The organism is Hyphomicrobium sp. DY-1, from assembly GCF_047497105.1.
Taxonomy (GTDB): domain Bacteria; phylum Pseudomonadota; class Alphaproteobacteria; order Rhizobiales; family Hyphomicrobiaceae; genus Hyphomicrobium_B.
On sequence record NZ_CP134870.1, the window covers coordinates 2,829,280 to 2,843,802 of the forward strand.

A 14,523-nucleotide genomic window follows, 5' to 3' on the forward strand; every position below is an offset into this window, starting at 1 on the left:
GTTTAGGCCGCAGCCTTTTGCATCGTGATGCCCGGCACGGTTGCCCGCGCCTTCGCGGCTTTGTCCGCCAGCTTCTGAATGAGCTTGATGAGATCGGGATCGTTCTGTTCGGCGTAGAAGAGCGCTGCCGCTTTCAGGTCCGTGATGATCGCCGTCGGCGCGGGCTCTTTGGCGCTCCGGCGATTTCCTTCCGTGCCGGTGCCGTAAAGAGCCTTCGGGACATCGACGACCGGGGCGACGAACACCTCTTCGACGACCGTGGGAACATCCGGCTCGGGCACGAACTCGACAGGCTCTGAGAGCGCCGCGATAGGATCGTCGGCCATCTTCTCCTGGTGCTCGGCGAGACGGCGCGCGTTCTCGGCTTCTGCCGCCTTGCGCTCCTCTTCAGCCTTCGCCGCGGCTTCGCGTTTTGCCTTCTGCTCGGCTTCCCATTTCGCTTTGGCGGCAGCTTCGGCCTCTTCACGGATGCGCTTGCGTTCGGCGGCATCGAAGGTGTCGACGAGGCCCTTCAGCATCATCGCGGCCGACGATGCCTCGGTGATGACGACTTTCCATTTGGCTTCGACAGCATCGACGAGGTCCTGCAGCGGTCGCTTTTCGGCCTTTTTGAGTTCGTCGGCTTGCTTGCCGAGTTTCGCGATGCGGCCGCGATAGTTCTCGGCGCGATCGGCGAGCGCTTTGCTGGCGATCGGGTTCTCAGCGAAGAACCGTGTCGCTTCGAAGATTTCGCCGCGGATCTGGGCGCACATGCCTTCGAACGTCGTTAGATCGTTGCTGTTGTCCGTCGCCGGCGGCGCTTCTTCCTCGAAGCGCATCTCATTGTCGAAGTAGTAGGTCTTTTCCTTTTTCGTCAGGAAGGTGGAACCTACCCAGCGAGAAGCGAGAACATCCGCCGAGACGGGCTGGCCGTCGATATCGCCGACGAGTTCAAGACCGTCTTCCCAATATGTGACGGGCTTGCGCTCGGCATCGCCCTTGCGGCAAAGCCAGACCTGCATCAGCGCGAACTGCTTCGGCCTCTTCTTGCCATCGAGATATCCGCCGCCGGTCTTGATTTTCCAAAGGCCGGGTTGCGGGTCTTCCCAGCCCGCGAGCGCATTGATGTTTCCCGAGAGCGTTGGCAGACGCATCTCGTCGGTCTGCTCGCCTTTGTGATGCTTCTGCCAATATTGATAGACGTTGCGTTCGGTCGTCATTGCTCTCCCCCAAAACTATCGCGCCAGGCGCAACGGTTCTTCCGCGCGTTTCCGATCTCAATCGAAAGCGCGATGACAAACGGCATCACGATGCCGCCGATAATGATCGTGAGAAAAAGGATCGCGTCGTTTGATGCGGAGTCGAACATCATGACACCGCCTCATACTTCCAGGCGAAGATGTCCTTCGGGCAAAGCGAGAAGATGCCGTTCTGCTTGATGATCCAATCGCCGATATTCACGTAAGACGAGCCCGTTGGCTCAAAGATGATCAGGTCAGAACCATCCGATGAGCGGATAATCAGCTCGCCAGCCCAGGCCTTGAGGGCGAAGAACGTGATATCTGTACCATCCCATTGGATGGCTTTGATCTCGACGATCTTTGTGCGGAAAGGTTCCGGGCTCATCGCGCGCGCTCCGTGAGGTCCTGAGAACGCTTCACAGCTTCACGAAGATGACGCGCCGCATCGGCAAGCTCTTCCTTCGCCCATGCGTCCATGACGGTGTTGCGAATGATGCTCTCAATGTCGATCGCAGCAAATTCGGCAGCCGCTTCGAGAATGCCAGTGGCTGTCGGGTACCTGAGATCATGTTCCATTGCTGGCGACCTCGCTTGATTGAGCGGCTTCAGCAGCTTTCTTGCGGTCGTAAGCCAAGTTCCAGGCGACCTGCATCGCTTCTCGTGCGATGCGGATAGCCACCTTCTCGGACTCGGTGAGGTCATCACGCTTCAGGAGCGTGATCAGATCGCATTCGACATGATTGATGGCCGAGGTCGGCTCCCAATCGATTACCGGGTTCGATGTCATCGGCGCCCTCCGCAATAGATGTGATGGTGTGTGCCGTACTCAGCACGCGGATCAAAAGCTTCGCTGGCGTCGTAATAATCAGGATCAGGAACCGTCCCGACGTTGCGGCAGTTCGGACAATCGACATCGAAGTCGATGCGGTACTGGCGCGGATCACCGCGGCATTCTTCGCAAACGATTTCACCAAGTGGCATGTCGATCCGATCAGCGCGAGACATTGGAAGCCTCCGCTGTCTTCCCACCGGCTTCACGAGCCATGGCATCACGAGCAGCCGAAAGCCTCTGTGCGATCTCGTCCTGTGTGCTCGGGCCGCCAACGGATGCGAGCGCCTTCAGAACCTGAGATAGATCGGCACCGAAAGCGATGGCCGCGAGCATCGAGCGCGCCGCGGTCTGCGCGACAGGATCAGAACCCGTCGCTGCGACCTTCTTCGCAACTTCCTGCGCCTCTACGGACAGGTTGCTGATCGCGTACTGAATTTCATGAACGACATTGGCAATGATCAGTTCGACGGGCTTGCTCATCGTGCACGCCCTCCCGTCATGTTCACACCCGAGCGCGCCATGCACGCCTGCAGGTGAGCCAGCTTTAAATTGATGCGCTCCTGGTCTTGGAGGCGGAGCAAGGTCGAGGCTGAAAGCTCGTACGTGACCTGGCGCGGTGCGCAGCGGATGACAACCGGCTGAACCTCTCGACTTGCATGTGATGCTTGAAGTGCCGGTTGCATTTTGTCGTTCGCCCCGCTTCGCCTTGCCAACCAAGGTTGATGCGTGGACTATGATTGGAAATATCCAAACGGTCAACAACAAAATTGGAAATTTCCAAAAATCCAATTTTTGGCGCGGGCGAAGCGCTTGCGCTCGGGCTCAGATGTGCTCAGTCTGTCGCGTAGTGGTGGGGGGCCATAATGAGACGAATAATTATCTGCGCAGCGTTGCTGTCAGGGGGATGTGCCCAGCAGCCTTATCCCATAGTGACGTCTGCTGGACCGACGACCGTTTCCGATTTGGAAAGTGCAGGCACGCCAGCTCCTGACGGATGGCAGGCCAATGAAATGATTATTCCGGCCCATAATGCGGGTCCGGTCCTCGGCATTATGGAATCCTATCGCAAGGGACGAACGCCGGATGGATTTGAATACCGCTATTTCTCTGATGGAAGTGGCAGCGTAAATCTAGATAGCGATGAATTGTCTATGCACAAATGGAATGTGCGCTGCCAGACGGACAAGATGGACGATTCAAGATCATGCACGCTTTCGCGAATGGATGCGCCGCTCATTGTATTATTTGCTGGCGAGCGTAAGCCTACTGCCATTTGCGCAGGTATGCACGATTTCCCTGGGAAGCAAGCCATGTTCCGGATCGACGGTGGCCACCCAATCAAGGCCGATCGATCGGGCTGTATTTCCGGACACGCCCTAGCTGAAGCCCTAAAGGCCAAGAAGATCACCGTGCGCCACGTAAAGTGGCCATATGAAGCCGAAATTGATACCGAAGTCATTCCTACCGGAATGACTTCTGCTATCGGCCTTACCGAGTATCTGTTCTCAAAATCGCAATCCTAACTTGGGCTGCGAATGATCATCTCGACGGGGGCCGCCCAGCTAATTTTTTGCGACTCGAGATCATCCACGCCATGGATGAGCGAGCGAAGATTGTAGGTGCCAGGCCTGAGCCCCCTTGCAAGTTTCTTCAGGTATTTGGAGCCATCTCCAGTCTCGCAAATCACGTCCTTGCCAATAAGATTGTCGAGGTTTCGCCCGACCATTCTCGGGCCGACAACGACGTCTCCAAGCCGATAACTCGGCTGCATTTCTTGAGTTTCAATTTCCAGAACAACTAAGTCTTTGTCGAAAAATGATAATTTTACTTCTTTTGCTTCTTTCTTCGACGCAGCATGCCACATTTCCGACCCCCGCACAAAACCTTGCAATAATAATCTCTCCGGCACGGGTTTATCGCCATCAAATAATTCGCCGACTCCCATTTGCAGAAGGCGCGCCAATTTCGCAAAATTATCTATCGAGGGACTGGATCCCTTCCTTTCCGCATCAGTAATCAGCGTACCGCTTTTGCTGCCGACCCTATTCAGGTCGGTCACCGTCAAGCCCAGCACTTTCATGCGCGTCAGGGCGCGCTTCAACCACGTCTCATCCATGTTTGGATATTGCCAAGGCGACGGTCAAGAGCCCACAAGGATATTTCCAATTGACTTGTTGGAAATATCCACATAACTTCTCGGTCATGAACAACATCCGTGAGCAGCTGGTCGACAAGATCGATCGGTTCTTAGAGGTCAATGGTCTGTCTGCATCCGAATTCGGTCGGATGGCCTTGAACGACAGTGGCTTCGTTAAGAGGCTTCGAGATGGGAAGGACGTCAGGCTGAAGACTGTCGATAAAATCGAAGCATTTATACGCAATTCGTCTTCGAAATCACAGAGATAAGCTTCGGTTATGAATGGTTCTTCGAAGTACCCGCTGACGCGGCTTAGGAAGGTGAACTGATGACGACCGAAGAAAGACTGTCTGAGATCGAGCGTCGGCTTTCTGAATTGGAAAGGCCTGTTGACGTCGTCCGCAGTCCCGACCCGGGCGGCGTCACCCTGGTCGGGGAAGGCGGTCAAGAGACATTCATCCCTTACGAGGACTTGGCTTCACGCGGGCTTGCCGAACTCGATCCGAGAACGCCGCAATCAGTTTCTGGTTCTTCTTCATCAGATCGGATCGCCGTTTCTGGCCTTCAGGAGATTCATCCTCAAGAGGATGCCGAATTCCGATGATGTGCTTTGCCTCGGCTTCAAACGCTTTCAGCAATTCTTCGGTTTTGCCCGGCCCCATGGCCGCGCCAAGATTGGCGAACAGAATGCAAAGTGCGTTCTGGTGCATGATTTGGCGCAAATACAGACTATCAAGCGTCTTTTCGATATCTTCCGACATGATGAATTCTCCAGTTGTGGACTTTGCAATTCGCACTCTGGAGCGATTCGTCATGTCGGGAGCGGGTGAAGTACCGGCAGATGCTGCTTAGGGGGTTGAGGGGAAGATGATCTATCTTTGGAAACGGCTCTGCCGGCGCATCGTACGCGATGGAACTGCCGATCAATTCACGCGCCTTCAGATGCAGGTCAACAGCCTGCAGGCTTCGCTTCCGAAAACAATAGTTTCGACGGTGCAGGACGCTCAGAAGAGGAATCTCGTCTGATGACCGAGAGGGCACCAGCAGGCATCGGTCCGTACGAACCGCCCGCTATTCTTCAGAAGGGCGAGACGGTTCTTCCGCGCGGCTTTGCATCCTTTGCTGATGCGATCCAGGGCTATGTCGGTGCTCCTAGCGTCGATCGGTTTCCGAAATTGGAAGTGTCGGTCGAGGTTCTCGCACCGGATCGGGAAAATCCCGAATCATTGGCTCGCTCGCGAGTGACCGTAGAAGAAATTTCAAGTTCGGGAGATCGCACCACGCTCTCTCGATCTGACCTGTATGGCTCCGTAGCGTTATCGCTGCCAACGGTTCCTGACGCCCTTCTAATTTTGAAATTTCCACGCCCAGGAACGTACCTAGAAGCCGATCCGTCGGGAAATCGATCAGGAGGTTCTTGCGGTTGATTTGCTCGGCGAGGTCGGGCGGCAGGTTCCAGCCTTTTGGTTTGTCAGTCATCGGTATCGAGTCCTGTCAGTTGAGTTTGCTTGAGAACATCTCTTTTGACGGATTCGATGCCGTTGAGCACGCAGAGCGCAGAGCAGGGTGAGGGGAAGATGAGTGGAGGAGTAGCCGACATAGCTCTTTCGGATATCGATGCCGTGAAGCTTGCGCTCACCTCGCTGCAGGAGCGCGTCGCCGCGCTCGAAGACGAGAACGCTTTCTACAAACGGTGGTGCGCCGCCCACAAAAAGTGGGACGACGCATGCTTCAAGCTCATTCTCAACGAAGACGGAACAATTACGACGAGCGGCACAGTTTCTTAATCAGGTGGCTTGCTGCGGTCTTATCTGGCCCGTTTGCATCAGATTTCAGGAGGTTATTGAGGATGTGATGTTCGCAAATGCCGAGAAGTCTTCGATGCTCGGAACGGTCATCATTAGCGGCCGCTCTTGAGATGAGAAACTTCAGCGTTGCTTCAATTGCAGCATCACGCGCTTCCTGAGTGAGTTCAAGTTTTTCCGTCATCGGTATCGAGTCCTTTTGGTTGCGGGTCGCTTTCCACCATCCGGTCTAACGGGATTCGATACCGGTTCCAGTTCCAGTTGCTTCAGTAGCGTTCGCTTAGCTCGGAACATTCACCGGGCGGTCGTCTGTCGTGTGACATCCCCCTGTCCGCTGATCCACAGCAGCGTCCTGGGAGCCGGGTCCCCCAACTGCCATCCAAGGCTTCTGGGACACGATGACGACCTCCCGGCAAATGAGCCGAGCGTTGGTTGGGGTCTAGCGTGTCTTGCACGGCGATAGCGGTTCAATCAGCACCGATAGCTGTGTTTGAGACATCCGACCTCGGGGAAGCGGCGGCGCGTTTTCGAATGCGCCGCCGGTTGTGAATTGAGTTTTGAGGACGTGCGGACAGATCGTTGACGGGGGTCGCTCCCTCCGAGGTTTGCAGGACTGGTCAGGTCATTTCCGCGGGAACCTGATCGATGAGCCGAGCGGGAAAAATCACCGCGCGGGCCGGTTAACTCGGTCGCCCGCACTTTTGTTCTCAGTAGCGTTCGCGTTTCGCACTTAGCGCCGCTTTCCCGGAAGTCTTCGGGGGAAGGGAAATGAGCTTGGGTGTCTCCGCACCAAGCCCGCTTCCGGGAAAGCCGCAGTGAGTGTGAGTTGGTTTCGCAATAGCGGTGATGCAGGTTGAAACGGCTCCGGACGCGGGGATGTGATCACCCGTTCATTCGGCCTGCATCTCCCCTGTCGCGAGACAGGAGCCCTACCCGGGCGTGTTTCCTCTGAACTCGGCCGCCGGCCAAAAGCTGGCGGTCATTTTCAGGAGCGCAAACGGAAAGAGCTTCCGACGTTCGCTGCGTCAGAAGCTCTGGGGATGTGCCGAAGCTGTTTTGTCTGTGTGCGTTCGAAGTCTGAGAGCGGACTAGGAACACTTCAATAACCGAGAGGTCGAGATCGATCTCTGGGAACGCCTTTAACTTGTTTTGTTTTTGTACTGCAAATCGCGGACGAAAACAAGGCGAATTGCCCGGAAACAGTGGATAAATGGACTCCGAAATCGACTATGGCGGCGACACGCCCTGGACCTGGGCGCCGGTTGGATGTGCGGCGCGGCGCGTCGTACTCGATTGTGCCGATCAGATGGGAATTGATACCTCGCGCGCCCGCGAAGAACTGGCGACGGTTCAATGAATGCCCTCGCGAAAATCGTCAGCGATCCGTCTGTCGAGGCTGAAAAGCTTCCACGTGTTCCTCATAATCTTGAAGCCGAACAGGCTCTCATCGGTGCCATCCTCGTCGATAACCGCGCCTTCGAGCGCGTGTCCGAGATCATTGCGCCGCTGGATTTCTTCGATGCGCTTCATGGCCTGATATTCGAAACGATTTCCAAAATCATCACCGACGGACGCACAGCGACGCCGATCAGTCTGGCGCCGTTCTTCGAGAATGCGGAGCCGATCAGCGATGGCCGGACTGTTGTGCAGTATCTCGGCACGCTTGCGCGAAACGCAACGACGGTTTCCGGCGCGCGTGACTATGCTCTGACCGTGCGTGAGTTGGCGGACCGCCGTTCTCTGATCATCATTGGCGAAGACTTGGCGGCGTCGGCCTACCGTCCGGAGTCTGACAATACGCCGGCCGGACTGGTCGAGGATGCAGAAGGAAAGTTGTTCGGCGTTGCCGAGCGTGAGGCAACAAAGGGTGCGGCGACCGTTTCATTCGCCGAAGCATCAAAGAAGTCACTCGACCGCATATTGGCCGCCTACAAGCGCGGTGGCGCCATACAGGGCCTATCGACCGGCTTCGTCGATCTCGACAAGAAACTTGGCGGCCTACAGCGTTCGGACCTGATCATTCTCGCTGGCCGTCCGTCGATGGGCAAGACGGCGTTGGCGACCAACATCGCGTGGAACGTGGCGCGCGGGAAATGGGTGGATGACGACGGCGTCGAGAGGATTTCTCCGGTCGGATTCTTCTCCCTCGAAATGTCAGATCAGCAGCTTGCCGCTCGACTTCTCTCGTCGGAAACGGAAATCTCGGGCGAGAGCCTGAACCGCGGCTTACTTCGTCCCGACCAGGTCGAAGCAGTCATCCGTAAGCAGGCTGAGATTTCGTCGACACCACTCCATATCGATGATCGCGGCGGCATCACGATTGCCCAGCTAGTTTCCCGCGCGCGGCGCATGAAACGGCGGCATGGCATCGAGCTTCTCGTGATCGATTACCTGCAACTCCTATCGGGATCGAAAAAGGAACGCGTCCAGGAACTGACGCAGATCACGAACGGACTTAAGGCGCTCGCCAAGGAACTCAATATCCCGGTCATCGCCCTGTCGCAGCTCTCCCGCGCAAGCGAGAAACGTGAAGACAAGAGACCTCAGCTATCGGATCTCCGCGAGTCCGGATCGATTGAGCAGGATGCCGATATCGTCGTCTTCGTCTACCGCGAGGAATATTACATCGAGCGCGAGAAGCCGGCCGATACTGACCTTACCGCGACCTCCGAATGGATAGCGAAAATGGCAGCGGCAAAGGGCAAAGCCGAAGCTGTCATTGGCAAGCATCGTCACGGGCCTGTCGGCATCGTTCCGATGTCGTTTAACGGTGATCTGACTAAGTTTTCCGACCTCGCCGATGAGGCCAGATTGCCGGAGCGGTTCGCATGATACCCGGCGAAAATGGTGGCCCTCCAATTGTCGATGGCGACGTGCCGAGAATGCATATCGTCCGCGTTCACCTGAACGATTGGGCCGCCGCCACCCGGGGGTTTTCTCTGGAGGAAGAAGGCTTCTATTGGCGCTTCACAGTTCTTCTTTACGACCGCATGGGCGATCTTCTGGACGACGATGCGCACAACGCGCGCGCGATGAGCCTGGACATCCGCGTTTACAAGAAAATGAAGGCGCGCATGGTCGCGCTGGGCAAGATTTACATCGCCGACGGTCGCGTCTCTAACTCTCGCGTCGAGCGTGAGATCACGAATTATGTTCGCGAATTTAAGCGTCGATCCGAGGCGGCTAAAGCCCGTGAAGGAAAGAAGCGCGAGGCCGAGATCCCCCCGGACTTCCAGCAGACTTCCGGAGAACTTCCGCCCACAAGTCCGGAAGAAGTCCAGGATAAGTCCGGAGAACTTCCGCCACAGCTAGGGTGTGATGTTTCCGAAAAAGGCTATGAAATCAACGAAGGCGATGCCACGACCGTGCCAGAGCAAACGCGAGCCTCTCGTGCGCGTGCCCGTCCTAAGCCTAAGCCTAAGCCTAAAGTAAGTGAAGAAAGTAACCCCCATAGCCCCCAAGGGGGCGTCCACCCACTCGAACAGGCTTTTGACGATTTCTGGTCGGCCTTCCCCGGATCACCTCCGCCTCGTGGCCGCAAGACCGATCGACCCAAGGCCTTCGAAATTTTCAAACGCATCGTGACCGGCACGCACCGGAAGGGGATTCGTGGCAGGGCCGAGGAAATCGTTCGCGGCGCCGAGCGCTACGCCAAATCAAACCCGGACCCCGAGTACCTGCCAATGCCAACGACGTGGCTGAACGGCGCCCGTTGGCAAGATCATCCCGAGCCGATCGCCGGAGCATTCTCGGACCCGGCGGAGCCTGGACCAAATGGCAAGCGATGGGGTTGGTGGCGCGACAACGCCGATGCTCTCCGCAATCTCCCGCTGGAGCGCTGGCAGGCCGCGATCGAAAAGGCGAACCCGAATGGAACGTGGCCGTGGTGGCTTCTGACGGCGCCTCCTGGGCACGCCGAGTGCCTCGTTCCGATGGAACTCCAGGCGCCGCTAATCGAGATCTATCACGGCCAAATTAATCACGATGAAAATGGATTTTCAGGGACGAACAGCTAATGGACAGAAAAAGCTACGAGCATTTGGTTAGCCATGCGAAGAAAGACCTTATTGGTTGCCTTTTTGAGAGGGTCGCCATCGAGTCTGCCGGCTGCCTTAGCAACGGCGTTCCTTGCGAATATGACTCTCCCATAGAGGAAATTCTAGCGGCGGCATTGGAAGCCTATATCCATGTAACGCGATCTCACATCGTGTTCTTTGGAACCATGTTCGAGACGCTTGATGTGGTGCGGGCGAAAGAATTTCCTGCGCGGTCCAATGCCTTTATCCAACCCCAAGTGTCTATTCTTCAGTACAGAGTGGACTTCCTAGCTGTCACGCAGAGCGCTGACGGCGGCAGGCGATTTATTGCCATTGAATGCGATGGCCATGACTTCCACGAGAAGACGAGAGACCAGGCGCAGCGCGATAAGCTTCGTGATCGCGAAATTCAGAACGCCGGGGTCGAGGTTCATAGATTCACTGGATCTGAGATTTGGAATAAACCGTTTGAAGTTGCCTATGAAATAGTGGAGCGAATTAACGACCAGCTCTCTGACGTTCTGTATACGAAATGGATGGAGTCGTTGCGCCCTCGTGAAAATGAGGGTGCCTGATGAATCCTCGCATCCCCCGCAAATTCATCGCCGAGAAAACCGCAGAAGCCTTTGGATTCTCGTTTGAGGAACTGGTCTCGGCACGGCGCTCCGTCAAGCTGACGCTCGCCAGGCGCGCGGCCTGGTTGCTGATCAAGGAATTCCGTCCGGACTCGTCGACGTCAGCAATCGGGCTGCTGTGCAATCGAGACCATTCGACGATCGTCGTCGGACTGCAGAAAGGGCGTGCTCGCTCAGTTTCGGACGAAGAGTTCCGGACCAAGATCCGGACGGTCCGGGAAATCCTTCTGCTCTGGCCCGACGTCGAGCCGTCCGCGATCGTCGCGCAGCGTCCGGCGTCCGTGATGTCCATTCAGCCAGCGCCGCCGGCCAAACCCGAGACCAAGCCGGATCCGACCATCATCGCGAAACGCGCATTCAGCGCGCGTTGGTGGGCTGAAGTCGATGCCATGAGCCGAGAGGCGAGAACGATAGAATTACCGGCCGCGCAGGGCGGCCAGGAAGCCGTGAAGTGAAATCCAAAGAGGGAGACGACACCATGCAGAACCAAGGCCCATCAGCAGACGCCACACTCCGAACCGAACTCGATCAGACGCACGAGACGTCGACACTGATCAACCAGTTTGGAGCCGCAGTAGCGCTCCAGACCAGCACCGGTCATGCGCTCATCGTGGCGCTGAAGAAAAACCAGGAGATGCGCGCACAGCTCCGAGACGTGCTCGATGAACCGAAGGTGATAGCAGCCCCTGCATCGCAGCTAGCAGGCGCAGTGCGTAGAGATATCGATCCCGTCCGTCAGCAGCAACTCGCCGATGCCGTAACCGAAGAACTTCCACGCGTGCTCAACGGCATGCGGCAGCAGATGAAATCACAGACACCGCCGCCAGTACCGGAATATCCGGCGTCGTATGAGGCACCGAGATATGCGGCGAACGGGCGGCAGTGAGGCGAGTGGATAGCGGGAATTTTCGATGGGGATTTCGGGATGAAGAACAAGCTCGTCGATTTGAATAATCACCTCTTTGCCCAGCTTGAGCGGCTGGGCGAGGAAGGGCTTTCGGCCAATCAGATCGACAACGAAGTGAAGCGCACGGAGGCGATTGTCGCGGTGAGCAAGGAAATCATCGCTAATGCCGATCTCGCTCTCAAAGGCGCGCGACTGGTCGCCGAGCACGGCGCGCACATCGACAAGTATCTGCCGATGCTCGATGCACCGAAGACGATTGAGGGCGCGAAATCATGAAGGGGCATGGGATCAAATACAGCCCGGCGGAAATCGCTTGGCTCGAAGCCAACCGGCTGATGGTCATCGGCGACTATCATCGGGCTTTCTGCGCCAAGTTTGGTCGCGAGGATATTTCAGCCGGCCATCTCCATGCCCTCCGCAAGCGGAAAGGCTGGAAGACGGGACGCACTGGCTGTTTCGAAAAAGGGATCGTTCCGCACAATAAGGGCAAGCGCTGTCCACTAGGACAAGGGGGCAGGCACCCGAATGCGCAGCGGACGCAGTTTCGAAAAGGAAACCTGCCCCACAACACCCGCGGCGCCGGCCACGAGCGGATCGATAGCAAGGACGGCTATGTCATCCTGATCGTCGATGAAGCGAACCCTTGGACCGGCGCGAAGACGCGGCCAGTTCACAAGCATCGCTACCTTTGGGAGCAAAAGCACGGTCCGTTGCCAGAAGGCTATGTCCTGAAGTGCCTGGACGGCGACAAAACCAACTGTGATCCGTCGAATTGGGAAGCGATCCCGCGATCAATCCTGCCGCAGCTTAATGGTCGGCATGGCCTCGCTTATGACCAGGCGCATCCTGATGTGAAGCCTGCACTTTTGACCCTGTCGAAACTCAAGCATGCCGCGAAGGAGGCAAAAGCTTCATCACGAAAGGGAAGCGCACTATGACGCCCGTCAAGCAACGCAATAAGCACGATCCTGAGAATGGCATCTACGGCGATTGCCACAGAGCTGCGATAGCAACCGTTCTAGATCTCGATATCGATGCGGTTCCACACTTTGCAGATGGCGATCCCGGGGACTTGATATTTGCCACTCGCGAGCAAGAGTTCTTGCGCGCGCACGGTCTGTTCCCAATCGCCTTTCCATTTAACGTCGTGGAGGGCCAGAGCCTCGACGAGATCCTAGATATGATCGGCCGCCTGAACGGCGATGACTTCGTCTATCTGCTCGGCGGAAAATCCCGAACAGGTGTCAATCATACTGTCGTCTGCCAAGGCGGTCGTATCGCGCACGATCCCAGCCCGAGAGATGCCGGGATCGTAGCGCCGTGTGACGACGGATTTTATTGGCTTACGTTCTTTTCCGACCTCAGGGTTTCGAGGCCTTCATTGAGGGAGAAGGCAGCGTGACGGGACTTTGGACTTGCCAACACTGCTCTGATCGCCTCGGCCTCGATACTTCCGGACAGGCTTCATCATCATCGACTTCGAACTGGTGTGGCGCAGGTCAGCATCGTGTCCGAGAGGAAGTCAGATATTGCCCCAATGCTTCCGTTTCAATTCCAGTGCTTGAGTCCGTACAGCCGCCTTCGGTGAAGGGCGAGCAGATGAGTTTGTTCTAATGCGCGCCTCTGGACATACTGCAGTCATGGCTTCTCGCTCGGAGCCGCTCGACAGTCTCGACTTTTTTCCGACTCCTCCATGGTCGACCCGTGCCCTTTGTGAAGTTGTGCTTGGTGGAACGGGCGCGCTCCAGAATCTGAGCTGCTGGGAGCCCGCCGCTGGCGAAGGGCATATGTCCGACGTGCTCGCAGAATACTTCCGCGACGTCTTTGCCTCCGATATCTGGGACTATGGACGCGGTCACGGTATTGGGGCATTCGCTGCTGAAAATTCCGGCCTTGTTGACGATCTCGCTCGATGCCCGTTCCGGCCTGATTGGATCATTTCGAACCCACCTTTCAACCTCGCCAAAGACTTTGTCATTCGCGGTCTTGAAGAGGCGTCGACAGGCGTTGCCATGCTGCTGCGGACCTCATGGCTCGAAGGTCGCGACCGCTATGAAACGATCTTCAGAGATAGGCCGCCTACAACTGTGGCTGTATTTGCCGAGCGAGTTCCGATGGTCAAAGGCCGATGGGACCCGAAAGCGTCGACGGCAACGTCATATGTCTGGTTCATTTGGGAGCGGGAGCATTTCGGCACGCCGTCGCGGATTGTTTGGATACCGCCGGGACAGCGGGAGGCTTTGACGAGGTCGGACGACGTTGCGCGCTTCGCCGTTCGAGGTATCCCAGAATGACCCCTAGCGACGATATCTTCGACGCTATCGAGCGCGATGTCCTCGCTGCGAAGACGCTATCCGATAGTCTCGAAGACGTGACACCCAATGAGGCCGCTGAATGATGACGCCTCCTGATGATCTAGTCGAAGAGGTCGCGAATGTTTTGGCGGGAGAATACGGCTGCTGCGGATGCCGGGATTCAGACGGTCGATGCTGCATGACGAATACAGCGCGTGCGGTGTTCATGACGATCGCATGGCGAACCGGCCTCACGCTTGATCTGCTCGAAGGAGTCGCTGAGCGCCATCGCCATAACCTACTTAAGCGCGGGAACTCCGCCATTTTCGAAGCTATCACCGGAATTGAGGGAAATTCGGGGGGATCTAATGTCTGAGGCGGAAATGTATGGACCGATGTATTGGGAAATAGATCGGGTCATTTATAAGAACAGACAGTGGGCGGTGACTTCATATGGCGTCGAGAATATTGCCGGTCCTTATCATTATTTCATCGAGATAGAGCGGCTCGACGAAGACGATTGGATCGAACACATGCAGGGCAAGAAGTGGGTTGATATCGTAGAATTTAGCATCGTCCTAGGCAAGGCTCGGGAAATTCACCGGAAAGGCTTGGGCTGATTGGATTTGGTCATGATCAAGGAATGCGTGGTTTGC

General features: G+C 56.5%; 24 protein-coding genes. 14 read left to right on the forward strand and 10 right to left on the reverse strand.

Translation table 11 applies throughout. The annotated features are described in order from the left end of the window. Positions 1 to 2: 2 nt before the first annotated feature. Genes RLW41_RS13430 through RLW41_RS13460 form a run of 7 tightly spaced genes read right to left on the reverse strand, consistent with a single transcriptional unit; the run spans position 3 to position 2,532 of the window. Positions 3 to 1,199: a hypothetical protein gene (locus RLW41_RS13430; RefSeq protein ID WP_414461757.1), complete on the reverse strand. Its 1,197-nt coding sequence runs from the start codon at positions 1,197 to 1,199 to the stop codon at positions 3 to 5. Then, complete coding sequence (locus RLW41_RS13435; protein ID WP_414461758.1) at positions 1,196 to 1,351, reverse strand: hypothetical protein; 156 nt, start codon at positions 1,349 to 1,351, stop codon at positions 1,196 to 1,198. The genes RLW41_RS13430 and RLW41_RS13435 overlap by 4 nt, the downstream gene beginning before the upstream one ends. Beyond that, on the reverse strand, positions 1,348 to 1,605 hold the full coding sequence (locus tag RLW41_RS13440; RefSeq protein WP_414461759.1) for a hypothetical protein: 258 nt from the start codon (positions 1,603 to 1,605) through the stop codon (positions 1,348 to 1,350). Before RLW41_RS13440 ends, RLW41_RS13435 begins: the two co-directional genes overlap by 4 nt. After that, complete coding sequence (locus tag RLW41_RS13445; RefSeq protein ID WP_414461760.1) at positions 1,602 to 1,796, reverse strand: hypothetical protein; 195 nt, start codon at positions 1,794 to 1,796, stop codon at positions 1,602 to 1,604. The genes RLW41_RS13440 and RLW41_RS13445 overlap by 4 nt, the downstream gene beginning before the upstream one ends. Further along, positions 1,786 to 2,007: a hypothetical protein gene (locus tag RLW41_RS13450; protein WP_414461761.1), complete on the reverse strand. Its 222-nt coding sequence runs from the start codon at positions 2,005 to 2,007 to the stop codon at positions 1,786 to 1,788. Before RLW41_RS13450 ends, RLW41_RS13445 begins: the two co-directional genes overlap by 11 nt. After that, a complete protein-coding gene (locus RLW41_RS13455; RefSeq protein ID WP_414461762.1) occupies positions 2,004 to 2,225 on the reverse strand; it encodes a hypothetical protein in 222 nt (73 codons plus the stop codon). Before RLW41_RS13455 ends, RLW41_RS13450 begins: the two co-directional genes overlap by 4 nt. Further along, positions 2,212 to 2,532 carry a hypothetical protein gene (locus tag RLW41_RS13460; RefSeq protein WP_414461763.1) on the reverse strand — a complete coding sequence of 107 codons (321 nt, stop codon included), beginning with the start codon at positions 2,530 to 2,532 and terminating at the stop codon, positions 2,212 to 2,214. The genes RLW41_RS13455 and RLW41_RS13460 overlap by 14 nt, the downstream gene beginning before the upstream one ends. A 383-nt stretch (positions 2,533 to 2,915) precedes the next feature. Between RLW41_RS13460 and RLW41_RS13465 the strand changes: the two genes are divergently transcribed. Beyond that, complete coding sequence (locus tag RLW41_RS13465) at positions 2,916 to 3,575, forward strand: hypothetical protein (RefSeq protein ID WP_414461764.1); 660 nt, start codon at positions 2,916 to 2,918, stop codon at positions 3,573 to 3,575. Here RLW41_RS13465 and RLW41_RS13470 read toward each other — a convergent pair. Beyond that, positions 3,572 to 4,168, reverse strand: coding sequence for a hypothetical protein (locus tag RLW41_RS13470; RefSeq protein ID WP_414461765.1), 597 nt, complete (start codon positions 4,166 to 4,168; stop codon positions 3,572 to 3,574). The two genes, RLW41_RS13465 and RLW41_RS13470, sit on opposite strands and share 4 nt — an antisense overlap. 476 nt (positions 4,169 to 4,644) lie before the next feature. Then, the gene (locus RLW41_RS13475) at positions 4,645 to 4,950 is read right to left on the reverse strand and encodes a hypothetical protein (protein ID WP_414461766.1); all 306 of its coding nucleotides are present in this window, start codon (positions 4,948 to 4,950) and stop codon (positions 4,645 to 4,647) included. Positions 4,951 to 5,056: 106 nt separating this feature from the next. On the opposite strand from RLW41_RS13475, the gene RLW41_RS13480 reads away from it, so the two are divergent. Further along, positions 5,057 to 5,215, forward strand: coding sequence for a hypothetical protein (locus tag RLW41_RS13480; protein ID WP_414461767.1), 159 nt, complete (start codon positions 5,057 to 5,059; stop codon positions 5,213 to 5,215). A 551-nt stretch (positions 5,216 to 5,766) separates the two neighbouring features. After that, a complete protein-coding gene (locus tag RLW41_RS13485; RefSeq protein WP_414461768.1) occupies positions 5,767 to 5,976 on the forward strand; it encodes a hypothetical protein in 210 nt (69 codons plus the stop codon). On the opposite strand, the gene RLW41_RS13490 is transcribed toward RLW41_RS13485, so the two are convergent. After that, complete coding sequence (locus tag RLW41_RS13490; RefSeq protein ID WP_414461769.1) at positions 5,951 to 6,178, reverse strand: hypothetical protein; 228 nt, start codon at positions 6,176 to 6,178, stop codon at positions 5,951 to 5,953. The two genes, RLW41_RS13485 and RLW41_RS13490, sit on opposite strands and share 26 nt — an antisense overlap. Positions 6,179 to 7,204: 1,026 nt before the next feature. Here RLW41_RS13490 and RLW41_RS13495 point away from each other — a divergent pair. From RLW41_RS13495 to RLW41_RS13545, 11 genes are all read left to right on the forward strand, one after another. Next, positions 7,205 to 7,351, forward strand: a complete 147-nt coding sequence (locus tag RLW41_RS13495; protein WP_414461770.1) for a hypothetical protein — start codon at positions 7,205 to 7,207, stop codon at positions 7,349 to 7,351. Then, positions 7,348 to 8,826, forward strand: a complete 1,479-nt coding sequence (locus RLW41_RS13500) for a replicative DNA helicase (RefSeq protein WP_414461771.1) — start codon at positions 7,348 to 7,350, stop codon at positions 8,824 to 8,826. Before RLW41_RS13495 ends, RLW41_RS13500 begins: the two co-directional genes overlap by 4 nt. Beyond that, positions 8,823 to 10,010 carry a DUF1376 domain-containing protein gene (locus tag RLW41_RS13505; RefSeq protein ID WP_414461772.1) on the forward strand — a complete coding sequence of 396 codons (1,188 nt, stop codon included), beginning with the start codon at positions 8,823 to 8,825 and terminating at the stop codon, positions 10,008 to 10,010. The genes RLW41_RS13500 and RLW41_RS13505 overlap by 4 nt, the downstream gene beginning before the upstream one ends. After that, complete coding sequence (locus RLW41_RS13510; protein WP_414461773.1) at positions 10,010 to 10,606, forward strand: endonuclease domain-containing protein; 597 nt, start codon at positions 10,010 to 10,012, stop codon at positions 10,604 to 10,606. Before RLW41_RS13505 ends, RLW41_RS13510 begins: the two co-directional genes overlap by 1 nt. Further along, on the forward strand, positions 10,606 to 11,121 hold the full coding sequence (locus RLW41_RS13515; RefSeq protein WP_414461774.1) for a helix-turn-helix domain-containing protein: 516 nt from the start codon (positions 10,606 to 10,608) through the stop codon (positions 11,119 to 11,121). The genes RLW41_RS13510 and RLW41_RS13515 overlap by 1 nt, the downstream gene beginning before the upstream one ends. Next, positions 11,118 to 11,552, forward strand: a complete 435-nt coding sequence (locus RLW41_RS13520) for a hypothetical protein (protein ID WP_414461775.1) — start codon at positions 11,118 to 11,120, stop codon at positions 11,550 to 11,552. The genes RLW41_RS13515 and RLW41_RS13520 overlap by 4 nt, the downstream gene beginning before the upstream one ends. 39 nt (positions 11,553 to 11,591) lie before the next feature. Continuing rightward, complete coding sequence (locus tag RLW41_RS13525) at positions 11,592 to 11,849, forward strand: hypothetical protein (RefSeq protein ID WP_414461776.1); 258 nt, start codon at positions 11,592 to 11,594, stop codon at positions 11,847 to 11,849. 59 nt (positions 11,850 to 11,908) lie between these two features. Then, a complete protein-coding gene (locus tag RLW41_RS13530; protein ID WP_414461777.1) occupies positions 11,909 to 12,511 on the forward strand; it encodes an HNH endonuclease signature motif containing protein in 603 nt (200 codons plus the stop codon). Continuing rightward, positions 12,508 to 12,975: a hypothetical protein gene (locus tag RLW41_RS13535; RefSeq protein WP_414461778.1), complete on the forward strand. Its 468-nt coding sequence runs from the start codon at positions 12,508 to 12,510 to the stop codon at positions 12,973 to 12,975. The genes RLW41_RS13530 and RLW41_RS13535 overlap by 4 nt, the downstream gene beginning before the upstream one ends. Positions 12,976 to 13,213: 238 nt before the next feature. Continuing rightward, entirely contained in the window at positions 13,214 to 13,867 is a 654-nt protein-coding gene (locus tag RLW41_RS13540) for a hypothetical protein (RefSeq protein WP_414461779.1), read from the forward strand. A 368-nt stretch (positions 13,868 to 14,235) separates the two neighbouring features. Continuing rightward, positions 14,236 to 14,487, forward strand: a complete 252-nt coding sequence (locus tag RLW41_RS13545; RefSeq protein ID WP_414461780.1) for a hypothetical protein — start codon at positions 14,236 to 14,238, stop codon at positions 14,485 to 14,487. Positions 14,488 to 14,523: the final 36 nt, after the last annotated feature.

What these genes read in the sequence shown, in the direction of transcription:
- RLW41_RS13505 (WP_414461772.1), top strand. Translation starts at nt 8,823, where the DNA reads ATGATACCCGGCGAAAATGGTGGCCCTCCAATTGTCGATGGCGACGTG.
- RLW41_RS13430 (WP_414461757.1), bottom strand. Translation starts at nt 1,199, where the DNA reads ATGACGACCGAACGCAACGTCTATCAATATTGGCAGAAGCATCACAAA.
- RLW41_RS13445 (WP_414461760.1), bottom strand. Translation starts at nt 1,796, where the DNA reads ATGGAACATGATCTCAGGTACCCGACAGCCACTGGCATTCTCGAAGCG.
- RLW41_RS13455 (WP_414461762.1), bottom strand. Translation starts at nt 2,225, where the DNA reads ATGTCTCGCGCTGATCGGATCGACATGCCACTTGGTGAAATCGTTTGC.
- RLW41_RS13450 (WP_414461761.1), bottom strand. Translation starts at nt 2,007, where the DNA reads ATGACATCGAACCCGGTAATCGATTGGGAGCCGACCTCGGCCATCAAT.
- RLW41_RS13540 (WP_414461779.1), top strand. Translation starts at nt 13,214, where the DNA reads ATGGCTTCTCGCTCGGAGCCGCTCGACAGTCTCGACTTTTTTCCGACT.
- RLW41_RS13470 (WP_414461765.1), bottom strand. Translation starts at nt 4,168, where the DNA reads ATGGATGAGACGTGGTTGAAGCGCGCCCTGACGCGCATGAAAGTGCTG.
- RLW41_RS13530 (WP_414461777.1), top strand. Translation starts at nt 11,909, where the DNA reads ATGGTCATCGGCGACTATCATCGGGCTTTCTGCGCCAAGTTTGGTCGC.
- RLW41_RS13535 (WP_414461778.1), top strand. Translation starts at nt 12,508, where the DNA reads ATGACGCCCGTCAAGCAACGCAATAAGCACGATCCTGAGAATGGCATC.
- RLW41_RS13435 (WP_414461758.1), bottom strand. Translation starts at nt 1,351, where the DNA reads ATGATGTTCGACTCCGCATCAAACGACGCGATCCTTTTTCTCACGATC.
- RLW41_RS13440 (WP_414461759.1), bottom strand. Translation starts at nt 1,605, where the DNA reads ATGAGCCCGGAACCTTTCCGCACAAAGATCGTCGAGATCAAAGCCATC.
- RLW41_RS13515 (WP_414461774.1), top strand. Translation starts at nt 10,606, where the DNA reads ATGAATCCTCGCATCCCCCGCAAATTCATCGCCGAGAAAACCGCAGAA.
- RLW41_RS13500 (WP_414461771.1), top strand. Translation starts at nt 7,348, where the DNA reads ATGAATGCCCTCGCGAAAATCGTCAGCGATCCGTCTGTCGAGGCTGAA.
- RLW41_RS13460 (WP_414461763.1), bottom strand. Translation starts at nt 2,532, where the DNA reads ATGAGCAAGCCCGTCGAACTGATCATTGCCAATGTCGTTCATGAAATT.
- RLW41_RS13465 (WP_414461764.1), top strand. Translation starts at nt 2,916, where the DNA reads ATGAGACGAATAATTATCTGCGCAGCGTTGCTGTCAGGGGGATGTGCC.
- RLW41_RS13490 (WP_414461769.1), bottom strand. Translation starts at nt 6,178, where the DNA reads ATGACGGAAAAACTTGAACTCACTCAGGAAGCGCGTGATGCTGCAATT.
- RLW41_RS13475 (WP_414461766.1), bottom strand. Translation starts at nt 4,950, where the DNA reads ATGTCGGAAGATATCGAAAAGACGCTTGATAGTCTGTATTTGCGCCAA.
- RLW41_RS13545 (WP_414461780.1), top strand. Translation starts at nt 14,236, where the DNA reads ATGTCTGAGGCGGAAATGTATGGACCGATGTATTGGGAAATAGATCGG.
- RLW41_RS13485 (WP_414461768.1), top strand. Translation starts at nt 5,767, where the DNA reads ATGAGTGGAGGAGTAGCCGACATAGCTCTTTCGGATATCGATGCCGTG.
- RLW41_RS13525 (WP_414461776.1), top strand. Translation starts at nt 11,592, where the DNA reads ATGAAGAACAAGCTCGTCGATTTGAATAATCACCTCTTTGCCCAGCTT.
- RLW41_RS13480 (WP_414461767.1), top strand. Translation starts at nt 5,057, where the DNA reads ATGATCTATCTTTGGAAACGGCTCTGCCGGCGCATCGTACGCGATGGA.
- RLW41_RS13510 (WP_414461773.1), top strand. Translation starts at nt 10,010, where the DNA reads ATGGACAGAAAAAGCTACGAGCATTTGGTTAGCCATGCGAAGAAAGAC.
- RLW41_RS13495 (WP_414461770.1), top strand. Translation starts at nt 7,205, where the DNA reads ATGGACTCCGAAATCGACTATGGCGGCGACACGCCCTGGACCTGGGCG.